This window comes from Streptacidiphilus pinicola (assembly GCF_003258295.1).
Taxonomy (GTDB): Bacteria; Actinomycetota; Actinomycetes; order Streptomycetales; family Streptomycetaceae; genus Streptacidiphilus; species Streptacidiphilus pinicola.
In genome coordinates this window covers 38,373-58,445 of sequence record NZ_QKYN01000098.1, presented here as the reverse complement: position 1 = coordinate 58,445, position 20,073 = coordinate 38,373, and the positions used below count along the sequence as shown (strand labels likewise).

21 protein-coding genes are annotated in these 20,073 nt (G+C 72.9%); 11 read left to right on the top strand and 10 right to left on the bottom strand.

The features are described from left to right. Nucleotides 1-180: 180 nt before the first annotated feature. Entirely contained in the window at nucleotides 181-1,527 is a 1,347-nt protein-coding gene (locus tag DN069_RS24915) for an MFS transporter (RefSeq protein WP_243639682.1), read from the top strand. A gap of 61 nt (nucleotides 1,528-1,588) precedes the next feature. Further along, on the top strand, nucleotides 1,589-1,933 hold the full coding sequence (locus DN069_RS24910) for an ArsR/SmtB family transcription factor (protein ID WP_111504466.1): 345 nt from the start codon (nucleotides 1,589-1,591) through the stop codon (nucleotides 1,931-1,933). A gap of 17 nt (nucleotides 1,934-1,950) precedes the next feature. On the opposite strand, the gene DN069_RS24905 is transcribed toward DN069_RS24910, so the two are convergent. Next, complete coding sequence (locus tag DN069_RS24905) at nucleotides 1,951-3,192, bottom strand: acyl-CoA dehydrogenase family protein (protein WP_111504464.1); 1,242 nt, start codon at nucleotides 3,190-3,192, stop codon at nucleotides 1,951-1,953. Between the two features lie 115 nt (nucleotides 3,193-3,307). On the opposite strand from DN069_RS24905, the gene DN069_RS24900 reads away from it, so the two are divergent. Further along, nucleotides 3,308-3,940, top strand: coding sequence for a TetR family transcriptional regulator (locus DN069_RS24900; RefSeq protein WP_111504462.1), 633 nt, complete (start codon nucleotides 3,308-3,310; stop codon nucleotides 3,938-3,940). Here DN069_RS24900 and DN069_RS24895 read toward each other — a convergent pair. Both DN069_RS24895 and def read right to left on the bottom strand, forming a co-directional pair. Beyond that, on the bottom strand, nucleotides 3,937-4,785 hold the full coding sequence (locus DN069_RS24895) for a hypothetical protein (RefSeq protein WP_111504460.1): 849 nt from the start codon (nucleotides 4,783-4,785) through the stop codon (nucleotides 3,937-3,939). The two genes, DN069_RS24900 and DN069_RS24895, sit on opposite strands and share 4 nt — an antisense overlap. Next, nucleotides 4,782-5,375 (bottom strand): peptide deformylase, encoded by a 594-nt coding sequence (gene def / locus DN069_RS24890; protein WP_111504458.1) that lies wholly within the window; start codon nucleotides 5,373-5,375, stop codon nucleotides 4,782-4,784. The genes DN069_RS24895 and def overlap by 4 nt, the downstream gene beginning before the upstream one ends. Nucleotides 5,376-5,574: 199 nt before the next feature. Here def and DN069_RS24885 point away from each other — a divergent pair, with 199 nt between their 5' ends. The 5 genes from DN069_RS24885 to DN069_RS24865 all read left to right on the top strand — a co-directional run bounded on the left by DN069_RS24885 (nucleotide 5,575) and on the right by DN069_RS24865 (nucleotide 10,909). Next, nucleotides 5,575-6,837, top strand: a complete 1,263-nt coding sequence (locus tag DN069_RS24885) for a MurT ligase domain-containing protein (protein ID WP_111504456.1) — start codon at nucleotides 5,575-5,577, stop codon at nucleotides 6,835-6,837. 40 nt (nucleotides 6,838-6,877) lie between these two features. Continuing rightward, entirely contained in the window at nucleotides 6,878-7,606 is a 729-nt protein-coding gene (locus tag DN069_RS24880; RefSeq protein WP_111504454.1) for a type 1 glutamine amidotransferase, read from the top strand. 152 nt (nucleotides 7,607-7,758) lie between these two features. After that, nucleotides 7,759-8,784, top strand: coding sequence for a 6-phosphofructokinase (locus DN069_RS24875; RefSeq protein ID WP_111504452.1), 1,026 nt, complete (start codon nucleotides 7,759-7,761; stop codon nucleotides 8,782-8,784). Between the two features lie 60 nt (nucleotides 8,785-8,844). Next, on the top strand, nucleotides 8,845-9,843 hold the full coding sequence (locus tag DN069_RS24870) for a 2-hydroxyacid dehydrogenase (RefSeq protein WP_111504450.1): 999 nt from the start codon (nucleotides 8,845-8,847) through the stop codon (nucleotides 9,841-9,843). Between the two features lie 100 nt (nucleotides 9,844-9,943). Further along, nucleotides 9,944-10,909 (top strand): cytochrome c oxidase assembly protein, encoded by a 966-nt coding sequence (locus DN069_RS24865; RefSeq protein ID WP_243639680.1) that lies wholly within the window; start codon nucleotides 9,944-9,946, stop codon nucleotides 10,907-10,909. A 13-nt stretch (nucleotides 10,910-10,922) separates the two neighbouring features. Here the strand turns inward: DN069_RS24865 and DN069_RS24860 are convergent, their stop codons facing one another. Both DN069_RS24860 and DN069_RS24855 read right to left on the bottom strand, forming a co-directional pair. Beyond that, nucleotides 10,923-11,147: a hypothetical protein gene (locus DN069_RS24860; RefSeq protein WP_111504448.1), complete on the bottom strand. Its 225-nt coding sequence runs from the start codon at nucleotides 11,145-11,147 to the stop codon at nucleotides 10,923-10,925. 68 nt (nucleotides 11,148-11,215) lie between these two features. Next, complete coding sequence (locus tag DN069_RS24855) at nucleotides 11,216-11,941, bottom strand: TetR/AcrR family transcriptional regulator (protein ID WP_111504446.1); 726 nt, start codon at nucleotides 11,939-11,941, stop codon at nucleotides 11,216-11,218. Between the two features lie 98 nt (nucleotides 11,942-12,039). On the opposite strand from DN069_RS24855, the gene DN069_RS24850 reads away from it, so the two are divergent. After that, nucleotides 12,040-13,485, top strand: coding sequence for an MFS transporter (locus DN069_RS24850; RefSeq protein ID WP_111504444.1), 1,446 nt, complete (start codon nucleotides 12,040-12,042; stop codon nucleotides 13,483-13,485). Here the strand turns inward: DN069_RS24850 and DN069_RS24845 are convergent. Both DN069_RS24845 and DN069_RS40285 read right to left on the bottom strand, forming a co-directional pair. Further along, nucleotides 13,482-14,048, bottom strand: coding sequence for a hypothetical protein (locus DN069_RS24845; protein ID WP_111504442.1), 567 nt, complete (start codon nucleotides 14,046-14,048; stop codon nucleotides 13,482-13,484). The two genes, DN069_RS24850 and DN069_RS24845, sit on opposite strands and share 4 nt — an antisense overlap. Next, on the bottom strand, nucleotides 14,038-15,390 hold the full coding sequence (locus tag DN069_RS40285) for an SAM-dependent methyltransferase (RefSeq protein ID WP_243639678.1): 1,353 nt from the start codon (nucleotides 15,388-15,390) through the stop codon (nucleotides 14,038-14,040). Before DN069_RS40285 ends, DN069_RS24845 begins: the two co-directional genes overlap by 11 nt. Nucleotides 15,391-15,920: 530 nt before the next feature. Here DN069_RS40285 and DN069_RS24830 point away from each other — a divergent pair. Continuing rightward, nucleotides 15,921-16,493 (top strand): C40 family peptidase, encoded by a 573-nt coding sequence (locus tag DN069_RS24830; RefSeq protein ID WP_111504440.1) that lies wholly within the window; start codon nucleotides 15,921-15,923, stop codon nucleotides 16,491-16,493. 107 nt (nucleotides 16,494-16,600) lie between these two features. Here the strand turns inward: DN069_RS24830 and DN069_RS24825 are convergent, their stop codons facing one another. Next, complete coding sequence (locus tag DN069_RS24825) at nucleotides 16,601-17,158, bottom strand: hypothetical protein (protein ID WP_111504438.1); 558 nt, start codon at nucleotides 17,156-17,158, stop codon at nucleotides 16,601-16,603. Nucleotides 17,159-17,243: 85 nt separating this feature from the next. Between DN069_RS24825 and DN069_RS24820 the strand changes: the two genes are divergently transcribed. Continuing rightward, nucleotides 17,244-17,819: a TetR/AcrR family transcriptional regulator gene (locus DN069_RS24820; protein WP_111504476.1), complete on the top strand. Its 576-nt coding sequence runs from the start codon at nucleotides 17,244-17,246 to the stop codon at nucleotides 17,817-17,819. A gap of 135 nt (nucleotides 17,820-17,954) precedes the next feature. Here the strand turns inward: DN069_RS24820 and DN069_RS24815 are convergent, their stop codons facing one another. Continuing rightward, nucleotides 17,955-19,115 (bottom strand): 8-amino-7-oxononanoate synthase, encoded by a 1,161-nt coding sequence (locus DN069_RS24815; RefSeq protein WP_111504436.1) that lies wholly within the window; start codon nucleotides 19,113-19,115, stop codon nucleotides 17,955-17,957. 84 nt (nucleotides 19,116-19,199) lie between these two features. Then, on the bottom strand, nucleotides 19,200-19,931 hold the full coding sequence (locus DN069_RS24810) for a hypothetical protein (protein ID WP_111504434.1): 732 nt from the start codon (nucleotides 19,929-19,931) through the stop codon (nucleotides 19,200-19,202). Nucleotides 19,932-20,073: the final 142 nt, after the last annotated feature.

Below are 20,073 nucleotides of genomic sequence, written 5' to 3'. Positions count from 1 at the left end.
CTCACAGGCAAGACTCAGACGCCACCCAGCCTCGCGCGGTCTCTCGATCACCCCGCCACGGACCTGCGACAGCTCGGCAACAGCGCCGGTGGCGCACGTCCGCCCCATCCGCCCCGGGAAGCAACGATCCGCCCCCGCCGCCCCCTCTGCACGCGCGTGTTCGCCTTCTAGGCTGACTGCGTGGCAGATCAGACCCCCTCCCCCGACCGGCTCCGCCTCCCGTGGAGCGCCCAACTCACCCGCTACCGCGGACTGGTCGGTCTGCTGCTGACCCAGGCGCTGTCACTGACGGGCACTCGGGTCTCCGCAGTGGCGCTGCCCTGGCTGGTGCTGACCACCACCGGCAGCACCGCGCTCACCGGCCTGACCGCCTTCTGCGAGCTCGGCCCGTACGTGCTGGCCAAGGCCGCGGCGGGGCCGGCGATCGACCGGATCGGACCGCGCCGGATCAGCCTGCTCGGCGATCTGATCAGTGCGGTGACGGTGCTGGCGGTACCGATCGCGCACGCGGCGGGGGCGCTGCCGATCTGGCTGCTGCTGGTGCTCGTCGCGATCACCGGCTCGGTGCGGGGGCCCGGGGACGCGGCCAAGGTGGCGATGACGCCGGACGCCGCCGACGACGCCCGGGTGCCGCTGGAACGCGTCACCGGACTGTCGGGCGCGGCCGAGCGGCTCGCGATCACCGCCGGTCCCGCGCTGGGCGCGGCGGCGGTCGCCGGGTTCGGCGCGGCCACGGCGCTGGTCTTCAACGCCGCCACCTTCCTGCTCAGCGCGGCGGCCACGGCTTTGGCCGCGCCGGAGCGCCGGGCGCAGCCCGTCGACGGCGAGGAGGAGGCGGGCTACTGGCAGCGCCTCGGCAAGGGCTTCGCCTTCCTGCGCGGCAACCGGCTGCTGGCCACGGCCGTCGGGCTGACCGTCGCCACCAACTTCCTGGACGCCGCCTGGTCGGCGGTGCTGATCCCGGTCTGGGTGCACCTGCACGACCTCGGCGTCGGCGCGGTCGGCGCGGTGTTCTCGGTGATGAGCGCGGCCTCGGCGGCCGCCGGGCTGGTCGCCGCGTGGCTGGGCGAACGACTGCCACGCCGGGTCACCTTCCTGGCGGGCTTCGTCATCGCGGGCGCGCCGCGCTTCCTCGTCCTGGCCCTGGGCGCGCCGCTGACCGCGGTGCTGATCGTCAGCGCCGTCTCGGGCTTCGCAGCGGGCTTCCTCAACCCGATCCTCGCCGCGGCGGTCTACGAGCGGATCCCGCGCGAGCTGGTCGGCCGGGTCATCTCGGTGGCGGACGCGGTCTCCTGGGCGGGCGTCCCCCTCGGCGGCCTGATCGCCGGGGCAGCGCTGGGCGCTGTAGCGCTGGCCCCCGTCGCCGCGGTGGCCGGCGTCCTCTACTGCGCGGCCACCACGCTCACCGGGCTGCGCCCGGAGTGGCGCGAACTCGACGCGGAACCGGCCGGCCCGCGCGAGCCCTTCTCGGGCCGTGCCCCGACCACCCGCCCACTGCCGGGTGCGTCGCCCGCGAGCACGGGCTGAGCACTAGAGTGTTAGGAGCACGACGAACACTCTGGCGGTCCAGACGGACGGAGCACCTCCCATGACGCCGACGCCCCAGCGCGCCGCGGGCACCAGCCACCGCACGGCGCCGGTCCACGCCGACCTGGACCAGGTCACCCTGGAGTCCGCGCTGCTCGCCCTGGCCGACCCCGTCCGCCAGACCCTCGTCCGCGAGCTCGCCACGGCGAACGACTGGGAACGCTCCTGCGGCACGTTCGACGTTCCCGTCACCAAGGCCACCCTCAGCCGCCACTTCGCGATCCTCCGCGACGCCGGCCTCCTCGAACAGCGCGACTCCGGCCCCAAGCGCCTCAACCGCCTCCGGCGCCCGGAATTCGACGCAAGGTTCCCCGGCCTCTTGGACCTCGTTCTCGCAGAGAGGTAGTTGCCGCACGCTCAGGGCTAGCGGATGGGCATCCCCGAAAGCGTGCGGGCGATGACCAGGCGCTGGATCTCGCTGGTGCCCTCGAAGATGGTGTAGATCGCCGCGTCGCGGTGCATGCGCTCGACCGGGTACTCCCGGGTGAAGCCGTTTCCGCCGAAGATCTGGATGGCCTGGGCGGTCACCCACTTGGCCGTCTCGCCGGCGTACAGCTTGGACATCGAGCCCTCGGCCGCCGTGAAGGGCTGGGCCGTCGCCGCCATCCAGGACGCGCGCCAGACGAGCAGCCGCGCAGCGTCGATGCGGGTGCGCATGTCGGCGAGGGTGAAGGCGATGCCCTGGTTGTCGATGATCGGGCGGCCGAACTGCACGCGGGTCTTCGCGTACTCCAGCGACTCCTCGTAGGCGGCGCGGGCCAGGCCGACGGCCTGGGCGCCGACCGCGGGGCGGGAGGCCTCGAACGTGGCCATCGCCGCGTTCTTGACCTGCTCGACCTTCTCGCCGCGTGCGACCGCGGCGGCGCGCTCGCGGGCCTTGGCCATGCGCTCGTCGAGCTTCTCCTTTCCGCCGAGCAGGCACGAGTTCGGGACGCGCACGTTGTCGAGGACGACCTCGGCGGTGTGCGAAGCACGGATGCCGTGCTTCTTGAACTTCTGGCCCTGGCTGAGGCCCGGCGTACCCGGCGGGATGATGAAGGAGGCCTGGCCGCGCGCGCCCAGCTCCGGGTCGACGGAGGCGACGACCACATGGATGTGGGCGATGCCGCCGTTCGTGGCCCAGGTCTTGGTGCCGTTGAGAACCCACTCGTCGGTGGCCTCGTCGTAGACGGCGCGGGTGCGCATCGCGGCGACGTCGGAGCCGGCGTCGGGCTCGGAGGAGCAGAACGCGGCCAGCTTCGGGTCGTCGGGGGTGCCGAACATCTCCGGTGCCCAGGTGCCGACCTGCTCCGGCGTGCCGTTGGTGACCACGCCGGCCGCGGCCAGCGCGCTGCCGCAGATGGCGAGGCCGATGCCGGCGTCACCCCAGAACAGCTCCTCCATCGCGATCGGGATGCCGAGGCCGGTCGGGTCGAACTGCTGCTGGGCGAAGAAGTCCAGCGAGTAGATGCCGACCTTGGCCGCCTCCTGGATGATCGGCCACGGGGTCTCCTCGCGCTCGTCCCACTCGGCGGCGGCCGGGCGGATCACGTCACGCGCGAACCCGTGCAGCCAGTCGCGGACCGCGATCTGGTCGTCGTTGAGAGCGAGGTTGAAGCCGGTCATAGGTGTGTCTCCCCGGGCGCGACGCGCGACTGGATTTCGTGGTTGCCGACCGACGGGTGTTACCGTCGGTAACGCGATCCACAGTTTGTTACTAGGCAGTAAGGATGTCAAGGCAATGGTGAGCCCCGACCGCGCCGACCGGCGCGAGGAGCTGCTGGACGCGGCGGACCGCGTGGTCCGCCGGGAGGGTCCGCGCGCCAGCATGAACGCGATCGCGGCCGAGGCCGGCATCACCAAGCCCATCCTGTACCGGCACTTCGGGGACAAGAACGGCCTCTACCAGGCGCTGGCGGACCGCCACGGCGCGGCCATGCTGGACCGGATCCGCGAGGCGCTCGCCGCTCCGCTGGGGCGGCGCGAGCTGGTCGAGAACGTGCTGGACAGCTATCTCGCGGCGATCGAGTCGGCGCCGCAGATCTACCGCTTCCTGGCCCACCCCGACCCGGCCGCCGACGGCCTCTCCCCCGCCGGGCCGCTGGCGCCCACCCTGCAGGCCATCGCCTCCGAACTGAGCGCGGCGATCGCCTCGCAGATCGACCTCGGCCCCGACCGCGACCTGCTCGCGGAGGCGTGGGGCCAGGCGATCACCGGCATGGTCCTCGCCGCCGGCGACTGGTGGCTGGAACACCGCGGCTTCCCCCGCGAGCGCATGGTCCAGACCCTCGCCGACCTCCTGTGGGGCCGCCTGGCCGCGGCGGCGGACAACCCGTCCGCGACCAACAACCACAACGGTCACCAGGGTCACTAGATCGGCAGGCGCAGCGCGACCGTGCTGTGGGAGTGGGTGAAGCCGGTGCGCTCGTAGACGCGGCGGGCCGGGTTGCCCTCGGTGACCGTCAGGGAGAGCGAGGGCTCACCCTCCTTGGCCGTCAGGGCCAGGGCCCGGCGCAGCAGCAGCGCGCCGAGGCCCGGCGGGGCGTCGTCGGGGTCGCGGAATATGTCGACGACGGCGGGGCCGGAAAGGGCCAGGTCGGCGACCGAGTGTCCGGCCCGGGGCAGGACGGAGGCGGCGAGGGAGGAGTCGCCGTTCTCCTGGCCGATCATGATGCCGGCGACCGGGCGGCGGCCCCGGAGGGCGACGGCGCTGCCGCCGAGCAGGCCGCCGAAGAGCGCACCGCCGACCAGCTGGGTGAGCCGGTCGAAGTCCCCCGCCGGGTGGTCGGGGTGGGTGCGCGGGTACGCGCGCCGGTGGACCCGGTGGAGGCGCCGCGGGCTCACCTCCTCCGGCGGGACCAGCGTCAGGTCCGGCGGCAGGGCCGGCTCGGACCACGCGGGGTCCGGGGCGCGGCGTGCGAAGTCCCAGACGTAGTGGTGCGCGTAGCGGCCCCGGCTCAGGGAGGCGTCGAGCAGCAGCCGGGCGAAGGAGTCCTCCTGACCGGTCACGCGCAGCTCGGCCATCCAGCCGGGCAGGCTGCGGCGGACCGCGGCCGCCGCGACCGCCGGGTCCGCGCCGGGGGCGGGGCGCAGGTCCGCCGCCCACCAGAAGTCGTGGCCCCGGAGCAGCCCGCGGACCTGCACGAAGTCGGCGACGACCACGCCGGCGTCGTCGTGGAGCGACCACCGCTCCGGCTGTGCGCACCAGTCGTCCGTCATGCGCGGCTCCCGCGGCCCGCACCGTCCGCACCGACGTCCGCACCGGCCTCCGCCGGGACGTACCAGGGGGCGCGTCGCATCGCGCGCAGCGCCCGCGCCCGGCGCCAGCCACCCAGCTCGTCCAGGAAGACGCCGCCGTCCAGGTGGGCGGCCTCGTGCTGGAGGCAGCGGGCGAAGAACCCGGTGCCCTCGATCTCGACCGGCGCGCCGGTGAGGTCCTGACCGCGCACCACCGCGCGGTCGTAACGGGGGGTCTGCGCGCGCAGCCCCGGCAGCGAGAGGCAGCCCTCCTCACCCGCGACGACCACGCCGTCCGTCTCGACCAGCACGGGGTTGACGACGTGTCCCAGATGGCGCACGTCCTCGTCGTCCGGGCAGTCGTAGACGAAGACCCGCAGGCCGACCCCGACCTGATTGGCCGCCAGCCCCACCCCGTCCGCCGCGTACATCGTCGCGAACATGGACTCCACCAGCGCACCCAGCTCCGCGTCGAAGCGCTCGACCGGCGAGCAGACGGCACGAAGCACGGGCGAGGCCCACGGGGTGACGGGGTGGACGGCGCCGGCGCTGCCGGGAATGCGGGAGAGCATGAGAGGACTCTATGTGCACCGCGCACGACCCCGCCGCGTCGGCGGCGACCGGGAGCACGGCGGCCGGGCGTGGCCCGCACGGGGCCGCGCCGGGCCGCAGCATGGACGCGGACAACGCCGGAAGCGATCGTGCCGGTAGGCTACGGGCAGCCGGGGGCACACACGTCCCGCAGGCCGTCCCGCAGGAGGAAAGCAACCGATGTCAGCGCATCCCGATCCGGCCGCGCCCTCGGCCTCGCTGAACGCCCGTGCCAAGCTGGCCGTCACCGCCGGCAAGGCCGCCGCCGCCGTGTCGCGCGCGGCGGGACGCGGCAGTGGATCGGTCATCGGCGGACGGGTGGCCCTCAAGCTCGATCCGGAGCTGCTGAGCCGGGTCTCCGAGGGCCTGGACGTGATCCTGGTCTCCGCCACCAACGGCAAGACCACGACGACCCGTCTGATCGCGGAGGCGCTCAAGGCCGCCGGTCCCGTGGTCTCCAACGCGCTCGGCGCCAACATGCCGGCCGGCATCACCTCCGCGCTGGCGGACAGCGGTGAGGCCCGCTTCGGCGTGATCGAGGTCGACGAGAAGTACCTGAACCAGGTCGCCCGGGCAACCCACCCCAAGGCGATCGCGCTGCTGAACCTCTCCCGCGACCAGCTGGACCGCTCCTCGGAGACCCGCATGCTCGCGGAGAACTGGCGCGAGGGTCTGGCCGGCAGCGAGGCCGTGATCATCGCCAACGCGGACGACCCGCTGGTGACCTGGGCGGCCTCGTCCTGCAAGAAGGTCATCTGGGTCGCGGCCGGCCAGGCCTACAAGGAGGACGCCTGGTCCTGCCCCAGCTGCGGCGGTGTCATGCAGCGGCCGGACGAGGAGTGGTTCTGCCCGAGCTGCGGTTTCCGCCGTCCGCAGCCGCACTGGGCGCTGCAGGGCGAGTTCGTGGTGGACCCGCAGGGCAACCCGTGGCCGATCCGGCTGCAGCTGCCGGGCCGGGCCAACCTGTCCAACGCCACCAGCACCGCCGCCGTGGTGTCGGTCTTCGGTGTGCACCCGCAGATCGCGCTGCAGCGGATGGAGTCGGTCCAGGCCGTCGCCGGCCGCTACGAGTCGGTCGTGGTGCACGGCCGCGAGGTGCGCCTGCTGCTGGCGAAGAACCCGGCGGGCTGGCTGGAGACCTTCAGCCTGATCGACCCGGCCCCCGCCCCGGTGGTCCTGTCGGTCAACGCGCTCTCCGCGGACGGCACCGACACCTCCTGGCTGTGGGACGTCGACTACGAGCGCCTGGTCGGCCACCCGGTCTTCGTGATGGGCCAGCGCAAGCTCGACCTTGCAGTGCGGCTCGAGGTCGCGGGCGTACAGTTCCAGGTCGTCGACTCGATCCAGCAGGCCGTGGCGATGGCGCCGCAGGGCCGGATCGAGGCGATCGCCAACTACACGGCCTTCCAGCAGCTGCGCCGCGACGTGGCGAACGTCAACTGACACCGGCCCGGACATCGTAGGAAGAAGGACTTCCCCCGCCATGAGTGAAAGCGCCCTGCGGCTGGTCTGGATCTACCCGGACCTGCTGTCCACGTACGGCGACCGCGGCAACGTGCTGGTCGTCGAGCGCCGGGCCCGGCAGCGGCGGCTCGAGGTCGAGCGCATCGACGTGCGCTCCGACCAGCCGGTGCCGACCAGCGGTGACATCTACCTGATCGGTGGCGGCGAGGACCGTCCGCAGCGGCTCGCCGGTGAGCGGCTGCGGCAGGACCCGGGCCTCGGCCGGGCCATCGAGAACGGCGCGATCGTCTTCGCGGTCTGTGCCGGCTACCAGATCCTCGGCCACGAGTTCATCGACGACCGCGGCGAGCGCACGGCGGGCCTCGGCCTGCTCGACGTGTGGTCGACCCGCGGCGAGAGCAAGCGCAACGTCGGTGACATCGTCGCCGAGCCGGACCCGCGCCTGGGCCTGCCGACGCTGACGGGCTTCGAGAACCACCAGGGCGTCACCCACCTGGGCCAGGGAGTCTCGCCGCTGGCGCGGGTCTCGGTCGGCGGCGGCAACGGCACCGGCGACGGCACCGAGGGCGCCTGGCGGGACACCGTCTTCGGCACCTACCTGCACGGCCCGATCATGGCGCGCAACCCGATCGTCGCGGACCTGCTGATCAAGCTGGCCCTCGACGTCAGCGCGCTGCCCCCGGTGGACAACACCTGGTACGACGCGCTGCGCTCGGAGCGCATCGCGGCGGCCCAGTCCGCCTCCTGAGCCACACCCCACCCTCACCCTCCCCCCGCGGGGCGCCGAAGGCGCCGCCCTCGCGACCGGGCCGGTACGACCGGGAGCCGCTCGGTATCATCGCGATAGGGTTGTTTTGTCCGATTTCCGGTCACCGCGCTCTGCTCGGGAGTAGTTGAACGATGCGAATTGGTGTGCTGACCAGTGGTGGGGACTGCCCAGGCCTGAACGCCGTGATCCGCTCGGTGGTCCATCGCGGCGTGGTGGACCACGGGGACGAGATCATCGGCTTTGTGGACGGCTGGCGCGGTCTGCTCGAAGAGGACTACCGCGCACTCACGTTGGACTCCGTCTCGGGCATCCTGGCCCAGGGCGGCACCATCCTCGGCTCGACCCGGGTGCAGCCGAGCAAGCTGCGCGAGGGCGTGCCCGCCGCCAAGGCCATGTGCGAGCGGCTGGGCCTGGACGGCATCATCCCGATCGGCGGCGAGGGCACGCTCAAGGCGGCCCGGATGCTCTCCGACGCGGGCCTGCCCATCGTCGGCGTGCCGAAGACGATCGACAACGACATCGCCTGCACCGACGTCACCTTCGGCTTCGACACGGCCGTCTCGGTGGCCACGGAGGCGCTGGACCGCCTGAAGACCACCGCCGAGTCGCACCAGCGCGTCATGGTGGTCGAGCTGATGGGTCGCCACACCGGCTGGATCGCGCTGAACGCGGGCATGGCCGCCGGTGCGCACGCCATCGTGGTCCCGGAGCGGCCGTTCGACATCGAGAAGCTCTCCCGCGTCGTCGGCGAGCGCTTCGAGCGCGGCAAGAAGTTCGCCATCGTCGTGGTCGCCGAGGGCGCCAAGCCGGAGCCCGGCACCATGGAGTGGGAGCAGGGCAGCATCGACATCTACGGCCACGAGCGCTTCGCCGGCGTGGCCACCCGACTCTCCGGCGAGCTGGAGCGGCGGCTCGGCAAGGAGGCCCGCCCGGTCATCCTCGGCCACGTCCAGCGCGGTGGCACGCCGACCGCCTACGACCGGATCCTCGCCACCCGCTTCGGCTGGCACGCGGTCGAGGCCGTGCACAAGGGCGCCTTCGGGCATCTGACGGCACTGCAGGGCACCGACATCAACCTGGTCCCGCTGGCCGAGGCCGTTGCCGACCTGAAGACCGTCCCGGCCGAGCGCTACGCCGAGGCCGAGACCGTCATCTGAGCCCCGTTCGGACCCCACGCCCGACGGGCGTGGGGTGGGATGTCCGATTAGCGTGGCCGCATGGAGATCCTCGCGTACGGCGTCCAGACCGACGAGAAGCCGTTGCTGGAGGCCGCGTTCGCCGGCCGTCACGAGGTGCGGTGTCTGGAGGTGTTCCTCAACTCCGACACCGCTCCGCTGGCCGCCGAGCACGAGGTGATCAGCACCAGCGTCAACGCCCAGCTCGACGCGACCACGCTGCGCACGCTCGCCAAGGGCGGCACCCGGATGATCGCGCAGCGCTCCACCGGGTTCAACAACATCGACCTGGACGTCGCGGCCGAGCTGGGCCTGACCATCGCCCGGGTCTCCTACTACTCCCCCTACTCGGTGGCCGAGTTCGCCTGGACCCTGGCCCTGGCCGTCAACCGCCGCGTCATCCGCGCCGCCAACCGCACCCGCGAGTTCGACTTCCGCCTCGACGGCCTGATGGGCACGGACGTCCACGGCACCACCGTGGGCGTCGTCGGCACCGGCAAGATCGGCGAGTGCTTCGCCCGGATCGCGCACGGCTTCGGCACCCGGCTGCTCGGCTGGGACATCGCCGAGAACGCGTACTGCCGCGACCACCTCGCCATGGAGTACACCCCGTTGGACCGGCTGCTGGCCGAGTCCGACCTGATCTCCCTGCACGTCCCGCTGCTGCCGGACACCCACCACCTGATCGACGCGAGCGCGCTGGCCCGGATGAAGCCGGACGCGATCCTGGTCAACAGCAGCCGCGGCGGCCTGATCGACACCCACGCCCTGGTCGAGGCGCTACGCGCCGGCCGCCTGCGCGGCGTCGGACTGGACGTCTACGAGGAGGAGACGGGGCTCTTCTTCTTCGACCGCTCCCTGGAGGGCGTGGCCGACGACACGCTGGCCCGCCTGATGACCTTCCCCCAGGTGCTGGTGACCTCCCACCAGGCCTACTTCACCTCGACGGCGGTGGGCCAGATCATCGACACCACCGTGGCCAACGTGGAGGACTTCCTGGCGGACCGGCGGTCGAAGAACACGCTCGTGCCGCGCCCGTAGCCACCCGGTGCCGGGGGACAAAACAGACGGTTCTACCCTGGTGCGGTAGCAGACTGCGGCAGCAGGCTGGGCACCACCACGAGGGAAGCAGGAACCGCCGATGGGCAGCATGCCGGGCATGCCGGGGATGGACCACGAGCTCGCGCCCTTCACCTTCGGTCGCGCCCTGGCCTTCCACCCCTCCGCCGACTGGGCGTTCCTCGCCCTGGCGGTACTGATGGTCGTCGGCTACGTCACCGGCTGCGTGCGCCTGTGGCGACGCGGCGACAAGTGGCCGATCGGCCGGCTGGTCGCCTGGCTGCTGGGCGTCGGCACGATGGTGATGGTCACCTGCACCGGGCTGGCCCAGTACGGGATGGTGCTGCTCAGCGCGCACATGATGCAGCACATGGTGCTGTCCATGCTGACGCCGATCCTGCTGCTGCTCGGCGCCCCGATCACGCTCTCACTGCGGGCGCTGCGCCCGGCGGGCAAGGGGAAGCGCGGCCCCCGCGAGCTGCTGGTCGCGCTGCTGCACTCGCGCTACGTCAAGATCATCTCGCACCCGGCGTTCACGATCCCGCTCTTCATCGCCAGCCTCTACGGCCTCTACTTCACCCCGCTGTTCGACTTCCTGATGAAGACGCAGTGGGGCCACTTCGCGATGATGGTGCACTTCCTCGCCGTCGGCCTGGCCTTCTTCTGGCCGATCATGGGCGTGGACCCGGGCCCGCACCGCCCCGGCTACGTGCTGCGGATCCTGGAGCTGTTCGTCGGCATGCCGTTCCACGCCTTCTTCGGCGTGGCGGTGATGATGGCCTCCGGCCTGATGGTGGACACCTTCGCGCACCCGCCCGCGTCCATGGGCATCAACCCGCTGACCGACCAGCACCTGGCCGGCGGGCTGGCCTGGGCGTTCAGTGAGATCCCGACGGCCGTGGTGCTGATCGCGCTGACCTTCCAGTGGGCCAAGTCCGAGGAGCGGATCTCCCGGCGCAAGGACCGCGTGGCGGACCGCAACGGCGACCAGGAGCTGGAGGCTTACAACGCCTACCTGACCCGGCTCGGCCAGCGCTCGGCCGGCTGAGGACGGGCCCCGGTCAGCCGCTGATCATGTCCTCGTAGGGCACCTGGCGCAGGTAGAGCGCACCGCAGGTGTGGCAGACGGGTTCCCTGGTGTGGGACCAGTCCGAGTCGTGGCCGACCGGCGCGGCGGCGTCGAGGTCGTGCCCGCACAGGGCGGTCAGCGCGCCGTCCTTCATCATGTGCCAGGTCTTGACCGAGCCGTCGCGCCCGAGTTCCGCACGCATTCCGTAGACGTTCATGGCCGAACCTCCTGAGGCCACTACCGGGGCCTCGGTGACGTGCCGGCCCGCTCAGACCAGCATGCGCCTCAGTCGTAGACCCGGCCAGCCTGGGCCACCAGCCCGTCGAAGAGCAGGTCGAGACCGAACTCGAAGCGCTCGTCGCCGACGTTGCGGGTGAGCGGCCCGGCCATGCCCGTGATCAGCGGGTAGCGCTCCGGCGGCAGCGACGCGAAGAACGAGCGGATGCCGCCGAGGTACGCGTCGACCTGTCCCTGGTCCGGCGCGCCCTCGGGGCCCTTGCGCGAGGTCTCCTCCAGCGCCGTGGCCACCACGTAGAGGCTGATCACGTCGACGCCGTAGGCGCAGACCTGCTCGGGCAGGCCGCCGGCGCGCAGCAGCGCCAGCATCGTCTCGGCTGCGTCGAGCGCGCCGGGCGACGTGGGGATGTTCTGGGTCATCGCGGCGCGGGCCAGGTCGCCGTGGGCCACCAGGTTGTCCCGCTGCCGGGTCAGGTACTCCTTGGCCTGCTCCCGCCATCGCTCCGGATCCGGCTCGGGGTGGCTGAGATCCCCGTAGACGCGGTCGAGCAGCAGCGCGAGCAGCTCGTCCTTGTTGGCCACGTGCGCGTAGAGCGAGGCCGCGCCCGTGCCGAGCCCCTGCGCGACGCGGCGCATGTTCAGCGCGTCCAGGCCCTCGGTGTCGACGATCTTGAGCGCCGTCTCCACGATCAGCTCGCGGCTGAGCGCGCGCCGCTTGCGGCGCGGTTCCGCGCCGAAGGCGCCGGGCCAGGTGGGCGGAGGCGGGGTCGTCATGAGCCACAGCCTAGTTGACACGAACAGCGTTCGCTAGTAGAACATCGTTCGTCATAGCGAACACTGTTCGTGATTCCCGGCCTCCGGAAGGAGCTCTCATGTCCACGGCCGCACCAGAGACCGAACGCGCGGATCCCGCGCGCGCCGTCGTCGCCCACCCGCTGCGGAAGCTCGCGCTCGGCGCGATCCTGCTCGCGGAGATCATGGATCTGCTCGACACGACGATCGTCAACGTCGCCGCCCCCGGCATCCGCGCCGCGCTCGGCGGCGGCACGAGCCAGATCCAGTGGGTCAGCGCCGCCTACACGCTCGCCTTCGCGATGCTGCTGATCACCGGCGCCCGGCTGGGCGACCTGGTGGGCCGCAAGCGGATGTTCCTGCTCGGCACCCTCGGCTTCACCCTGTGCTCCGCGCTCTGCGCGGCCGCGACCGGCGCCGGGATGCTGATCGGCGCCCGCGCCTGCCAGGGCGCGTTCGCCGCGCTCGTCATCCCGCAGGGGCTCGGCATCATCCGCGCCGTCTTCCCGGCCGAGGAGCTGGGCCGCGCGTTCGGCGCCTTCGGCCCCGTGCTGGGTCTCTCCTCGGTGGCCGGTCCGACGCTCGGTGGTCTGCTGCTCGGCTCCGACCTGTGGGGCACCGGCTGGCGCATGATCTTCCTGATCAACCTGCCCGTGGGGCTGGCTGCCGCGCTGATCGGCGCCCGCGCCATCCCCGCCGACCACGGCACCGCCGGCGCCCGCCGGCTCGACCTGCCCGGCGTCGCCGTGCTCAGCGCCGCGATGGTGCTGCTCGTCTACCCGCTGATCCAGGGCCGCGAGCTCGGCTGGCCCGCCTGGACCTTCGCCTCCATGGCCGGCTCGCTCCCGCTCTTCGCCGGCTTCGCCGCGCTCCAGCGCCGCCGGGCCGCGACGGGCCGCGCCCCGCTGGTCGAGCCGAGCCTCTTCCGCGGCCGGGCCTTCCCCTCCGCCGTCCTGGTCGTCGCGCTCTTCTCCGCCGCGGTCTCCGGCCTGATGCTCGCCCTCACCCTGACGCTCCAGCTCGGCGCGCACTGGACCGCGCTGCACGCGGGCCTGACCTTCATCCCGATGTCCGTCGGCATCGTCGGCGGCGCGGTGGCCAGCGGCGCCGCGCTGGGCCCGCGCTTCGGCCGCCGGGTCATCCACGCCGGCGCGGTCGTGATGTCCCTCGGCGCGCTCGCCCTGGCGGCGAGCCTGACCCACTGGGGTCTGCCGGTCACCACCTGGGAGCTGCTGCCCGCACTCCTGGTCACCGGTGCCGGCATGGGCCTGCTCATGGGCCCGCTCTTCGACATCGCCCTCGCGGGCGTCGCCCCGGAGGAGTCCGGCTCCGCGTCGGGTGTCCTCAACGCCCTCCAGCAGCTGGGCGGCTCGGTCGGCGTGGCCGCGCTGGGCACCGCGTTCCTCTCCTGGTCCCCCACGCACGGCCCGATCCCGGCCGCGGCCTGGACCCTCACCTGCGTCGCCGGCGTCCTCGCCCTGGTCGCACTGTTCACCTTCGCGCTCCCGCGCGGTGGCAACCGCTAGGGCCTGTCCTGGGACGCGGGCGGCTCCAACCGCCCGTCGTGAACGGTGAAGCCCAACTCCCGCAGGTACGGCCGTGCCTGCTCCAGCAAGGACACCACGCGGAAGCTGGTGCGGAAGCAGAGCGCCGCCAGCGGCAGCTCCACCAGACACGCCATCAGCAGCGCCACGACGGTGTCGCGCGTCGTCGCGGCCAGCATCACGTCGAACCAGGCGTCGGTGACCAGCAGCGTGCCCGCGACCGCCGTGACGATCGCGCTGCGCGGCGACAGCCGCAGGATCCGGACCGCGCAGCCGGTGAAGACGATGATCATCAACGCGTCGAAACCGCCCCAGGCCACGTCCCAGTGCGCGGCGCGCTCCCGGCCCGGCAGGGTGAGGAAGAGCAGCACCGTCCACGGCACGAGCCCGATCGCCGCGACGAAGTACAGCAGGGCCAGCCGGGGCCGCACCACCCGCTCACTGTGCTCCAGCGCGGAGGTCAGGAAGGCGGGCGGCTGCAGGAACCCAGGGAGCCGCCGCTCCCAGTGCTCCCACCGGCCGCCCTGACCTCGTTCAGCCGTCACTGCCGGGCTCCTGAGGGTTCGGCACATAGCCGAGGTCGATCGGCTCCGCGGGCGGGCCGTCGCGGCGCAGGTCCTCCAGCAGGGAGACCAGCTGCGGCGGCCACAGCACCTCGGTGACCTCCGCCAGCTCCTTGGGGGTGAACCAACGGCAGGTCAGAATCCCGTCGGCGGCGAAGGAGGCGGTCAGGTCGCCGATCGGGTCGCGGTGCGGGGCCGAGGCCAGGTAGATCACCTCGTGCTGGCGGACCAGGCCGACGTCCCCGCGGTGGTAGTCGTGCTCCCAGCGCCACAGCGCGGGGCCGGTGACGACGTCCGTCCAGCCGGTCTCCTCGACGGTCTCGCGCAGCGCCCCGGCGAGGGGGGCCTCGCCGGGCTCCAGACCGCCGCCCGGCAGCACCCAGTGCGGGCCGACCTCGGCGTCGTGGTGGAGCTGCAGGAAGACGGAGCCGTCCGGGTCCAGTACCAGCAGGCGCGCGGCGGGGCGGCGCGGGCGCTCGACGGGCAGGGGCCGCTCGGCGAGCAGGAAGCCGTGACCCTCGCTCACCCGCTCGGCGCCGTAACGCTCGCGCAGCTCCTGCTCGCGGATCTCGTGGACGAGCCAGCCGTGCCGGCGCAGCCACTGCGCGTGGTCGCGGCGCAGCCCGCCGCGCCACAGCCGGGTCGCGCCCGCCATGGCCGGATCACGCCGCGCGAGCTCGCGGGTGCGGCGCAGCGAGCCGTCGCGCACGAGCGCGAGGCGGCTGCCCGGTGCGGAGAGCGCGCCGATCCGCCGCAGCAGCGCGGCGGCGTCCTCGGCCTCCAGGTAGATGAGCAGGCCCTCGACCATCCACGCGGTCGGCCGCGCCGGGTCGAACCCGGCCGCGCGCAACGGCGCCGCCCAGTCCTCGCGCAGATCCGCCGTCACCACCTGCCGCTCCACGCGCGGCCGGGCGTCGGCCTCGGCGAGGACCCGCTCCTTGAAGGCCACCATCTCCGGGAGGTCGAGCTCGAAGAGCCGGACGCCGTCGGGCCAGTCGAGGCGGAAGGCGCGCGCGTCGAGCCCGGCCGCGAGCAGCACCACCTGGGTGCAGCCGGCCTCCGTGACGGCGTCGCGCAGGTAGTCGTCGAAGTAGGCGGTGCGCAGCACGAGATGGGCGGACATCTCGGTCCACGCCTCGCTCCGGCCGAGGCCGCCGGTGCCCGGCCCGCCCTCCGCGGGGGCGGCGGCGCGCAGGAAGAGGGCGGCGTAGGGGTCGTCGAAGAGCCGGTCGGGGCGGGCGCTCTCGACGGCCCGCGCGTACGCGACGCCGAGGGCGGTGCGACCCACGCCCTGGGGCGTGCCGGGGTCCTGATCATCAGTCACCCGATCAATCTAGGCGGCGTGTCGCGCGTGGCGGAAGTGGCTTCGGCGCCAGCCGATCGGAGGGCGCCGAACGGCGTGGACCGTCCGGGTGAACGTATTCCTCCGATTACCGCATTCGCGCAGGTCATTCCGTATTCCGGCGACAAGAAAGCGTTTTCTTAAAAGCCATCGGCGTTACTCCGGACGCAGCAAAAATTGCGCGCCAAACGCTGGGTGACAAGAATCACAATGGTCCGGCGGAACGTGAAGAGGGCATAAAAACGTGCCAATACTGTCCGCCGAACGAACAAGTCCTCGCCACCGTGGCGGGGCGGTCCGGCCGGACGCCTAGTCTCGCCACCGGTCGGACGCCAGGTGCTCACACACACCTGACAGGCGAGAACGGGAGACCCAGGCACGACGGCACGGCGTCAAGGAAACGCCGGGCCTTGGGGTGAAGCCGCGAGCACGAATGGTGCGCGGCCGGGCAGCTTCTGGAGCCCGAACCCGACAGGGACGACTTTCGTAGGCGGTTCCGGAAGGGCTTCCTCATGGCCGCGTCCAATGATTCCGCGCACCACCATGCCCTGAACCAGATCCAGAACCCGAAACACCTGGGCGGGCAGACCAGGGGCCGCCACGCACGGCGCCCCCAGGGCCGTAGCGGGAACACCGGGCCGAAACTCAAGGCCGGACTGACCACCCTCGCCGCCACCGGCGTCCTGCTCGGCGGCACCGTCGCCACGGCCCCCAGCGCCGACGCCAGCGCCCTGACGATAGGGCAGCGGGCCCTCAAGGTCGCCGAGTCGAAGCACGGCGACCCGTACAGCTGGGGCGCGACGGGCCCCAACTCCTTCGACTGCTCCGGCCTGACGTACTACGCCTTCCGCCACGTGGGCCGCCACCTCCCCCGAACGGCGCAGGACCAGTACATCCGGGTCAAGCACATCTCCTACCGTCAACTACGCCCGGGTGACCTGGTCTTCTTCCACTACGGCTCGTCCGTCTACCACGTCGGCATCTACGCGGGCCACTGGGAGATCTGGCACGCGCCGCACTCCGGCAGCTACGTGAAGCTGGAGCGGATCTGGACGCACGAGGTGTGGTTCGGCCGGGTGAACTAGGCCCTGAGGCCGCGTCACGGACGGTCATCGGCCGGTGGTGTGCGCAGCACCGCCGGCCGGCGGACCGGGGCGGCGTCCTCCGCCTGCGACAACGGCTGCCCGGCTGATCACTCCCCTGCGCGAGGCCGGCGCGGGAACAGCGTGTAGCTGAACGACCAGACGAAGTCGATCGCGAGGATCACGCCCCAGCCGCCCATCCACTGCAGCAGCGGCTTGGCGCGCTGCGTGTCGCCGATCACGGCGACGTCCACCGCGACGAGCGCGGCGCCGATCCCCCACGCGAGCAGGTGCCGCAACCACATCCGCCGCTCGTGTGCGGCGTGCGCGGGCCCACGCTTCGGCGGCCGCTGCGCCTCCGCCGCCGCGGCCTGCTCCGGCGTGCCGAAGCGGCCCGCGAAGCGGATGTCCGCCCAGCGCACCATCGCCGCGCCGAAGGCGAGGGACACCCCGACGTACAGCGCGGCCAAGGCGTGCGCCTGCGTCGGGGTCGCCCCGCGCGCGAGGTCGACCAGGGCGGCGACGAACAGGGCGAGGTCGATCACCGGCAGCGTCAGCAGCAGGACCGCTCCGGCGCGGGGCCGCCGCAGCGGGTAGCGCACCAGCAGCGCGGCGCACAGCACCACCCAGAACGCGATCTCGCACCCGGCGATGAGCAGGTAGAGCACGGTCGCCTCACTCCGTCCGTTTTTGGCACGGTCGTACCAAATAACGCTAACACGGGTTCTGGCACGACTGTGCTACAAAATGACCGTGCCCAAGGTCGTGGATCCCGAGGAGCGCCGCGCGTCCGTCGCCGCGGCGGTGTGGCGTGTCGTCCGCCGGAGCGGACTCGACGGCGTCTCCGTCCGCACGGTCGCGGCGGAGGCCGGCCTCTCCGCCGGTTCCCTGCGGCACTACTTCGCCACCCAGGCGGAGCTGCTCGCCTTCGCCATGCAGTTGGTCGCCGACCGGGTCCGCGCCCGCGTCGATGCCATCGGCCCCGGCCCCGACCCCGTGACGACGGTCCGCCGAGTGATCGACGAACTCCTCCCGCTGGACCCGGAACGCCGCGCCGAGGCGGAGGTCTGGCTCGCGTTCACCACCCGCGCCCAGGTCGACCCCGCGCTCCGCGCGTTGCGGGACGCCAGCTACGACGCTCTGGAGGGCCTGTGCGCGGACCTGGTCGACGCGCTCGCCCCCGAACACCCGCACCGGGCCGCGGAGATCGAGCGCCTCTACTCCCTCATCGACGGCCTCGTCCTCCACGCGGTGATGCGCCCCGACCGCGCGACCCCGGAGCTGATGGGCGCGGTCGTCGACCGGCACCTGGCCGAGCTAGGGCAGTGACGGTCTCAGTTGCACTGTCCAGGGGCGCCGGGAACTGCGCGACAAGCCACCCACGCAGGTAGAGCCCGAACGCGCAGGGCTGTCCGCACGTCAGTGGTTTCTCGCGCAGTTCCCCGCGCCCCTGGGTAGTGCAACCTAACGCGCGCCGTCGGGCGCCGTCTCGGCGATCAGCTTGACCGCCCAGGCGATCTGGTCGTCCGTCAGGTCCGCCCGGGCCGTGAGCCGGAGGCGGGAGAAGCGGTCAGGGACGGACGGGGGGCGGAAGCAGCCGACGCCGAGGCCGGAGGCGCGGAGCGCGGTCGCCCAGGCGAGAGCCGTTTCCGGGGAGGGGGCGCGGACGCCGACCACCGCCGCGTCGGGGACGCTCGCCTTGAGGCCCTCGGCGCGGAGCGCCGTCGAGAGGGCGTGGGCGACCCCGCGGGCGCGCTCCGCGCGCTCCGGCTCGGAGCGCAGCACGCGCAACGCGCCGAGCGCGGCACCGGCCGCCGCGGGGGCGAGGCCGGTGTCGAAGATGAACGTGCGCGCCGCCTGCACGAGATGCTCGATCACCCGGCGCGGGCCCAGCACGGCGCCGCCCTGCGAGGCCAGGGACTTCGAGAGGGTGACCGTGGTGACGACGTCCGGCGCGCCGGCGAGGCCGGCCGCGGCCGTCGCGCCCGCGCCGCCCGGGCCGAGGACGCCGAGGCCGTGGGCGTCGTCGACGACCAGCGCGGCGCCGTGGTCGCGGCAGGCGGCGGCGAGCTCCGCCAGCGGCGCGGCGTCGCCGTCGACGGAGAAGACGGTGTCACTGACGGCGATCGCCCGCTCCTCCGCGCGCGCGGTCAGCTCCGCGCGGAACGCGTCGGGGTCGCGGTGGGCGGCGCGGGCGATCCGGGCGCGGGAGAGGCGGCAGCCGTCGATGAGCGAGGCGTGGTTGAGCGCGTCGGAGACGATCAGCGCGCCGGGACCGGTCAGCGCGGTGAGTGCGGCCAGGTTCGCGGTGTAGCCGGAGGAGAAGACGAGCGCGGCCTCGACGCCGCAGAACTCGGCGAGCTCGCGCTCGAGCTCGGCGTGCAGCTCGGTGGTGCCGGTGACCAGGCGCGAACCGGTCGAACCGCCGCCCCAGCGCAGCGCCGCGTCCGCCGCGGCGCCGGTGACCCGGGGGTCGTGCGTCAGACCGAGGTAGTCGTTGCTGGCGAGGTCCAGCACGTCGCCGACGGCGGGACGGGGGCGCAGTGTCCGCACCAGCCCGGCGTTCCGGCGCTGCTCGGCGGCGGAGTCGATCCAGGCGAACGGGTCCGCGGTGGCGATGGTCATGCGCCGACACTGTCAGCTCGGCCCGGGACGGGACAACTCACCCACGGTGCGATGTCGATCACGCTGTGCGGCGCCGTCGTACCGCTACTCGTCCCACAGGACCGTGTCGCCGACCTCCGCTGACAGCGTGTACTCCGTCGCCGCCAGGGTGGCCGGCGTGGTCTGGTTCGCGCCGGTGACCGCCGCGGTCTGGATCACCGTGACGAAGCGCCCGATCTGCTGGACCCGCTGCTGCTCCGTCGCCGGCAGCTGCGCGAGGGCCGGGAGTTCCTGGCCGGGCGTGCGGAAGATGGCGACCGTGCCGGCGGCGGTCGCGGCGCCGAAGGCCGGCTTGGCGCGGCCGGCGGTCGCGGCGTCCGGGTAGCCGAGCACGGTGACCGAGGCCATCACGGTGTGGTCGGCGCTGACGTAACTGGCCGCCACATAGCCCTGGCAGGAGGTGGTGGCGGCGGCGGTCGCGGTCGGGGTCAGCACGTCCGCGCAGTTCGCCGCCGTACCGAGGGCGTAGCGGGTGGCCTGGAAAGGGGTGGGGTTGTTCGCGCCGGCGGGCACGTCCACCGTCGCCGGCAGCATCTCCGCCGCGTCGGGCATCGCCGAGGGGGCGGCGGAGGAGCTGCTGTCCCCGCTCTGCGGGAGGGCCAGGCTGTCCTGGGAGACACTGCCGCCGGCACTGCTGGCGGATCCCGCGTCACCACCGGTGTAGTGGACCTCCGCCCAGGTGGCCACCGCGGCGGCCACCGCGAGCGCGCCTATCAGCGCCAGCGCGCGCGTGCGGCGGGGCCGCTGCTCCGGGGCCGGCTCTCCGCTGCTCGTCATGCTGAACGAGTGTAGGGCTCAAACGCCCGTCCGAACGATCCGGGTCTGTGCTGGCCAGGGCCCCGCACCCGCCTTGAGGCGTCCGACCGGGGACGATTGTCGTCGGAAGTGGTTGATCCAGGACAACACACCCAGCTCTGTG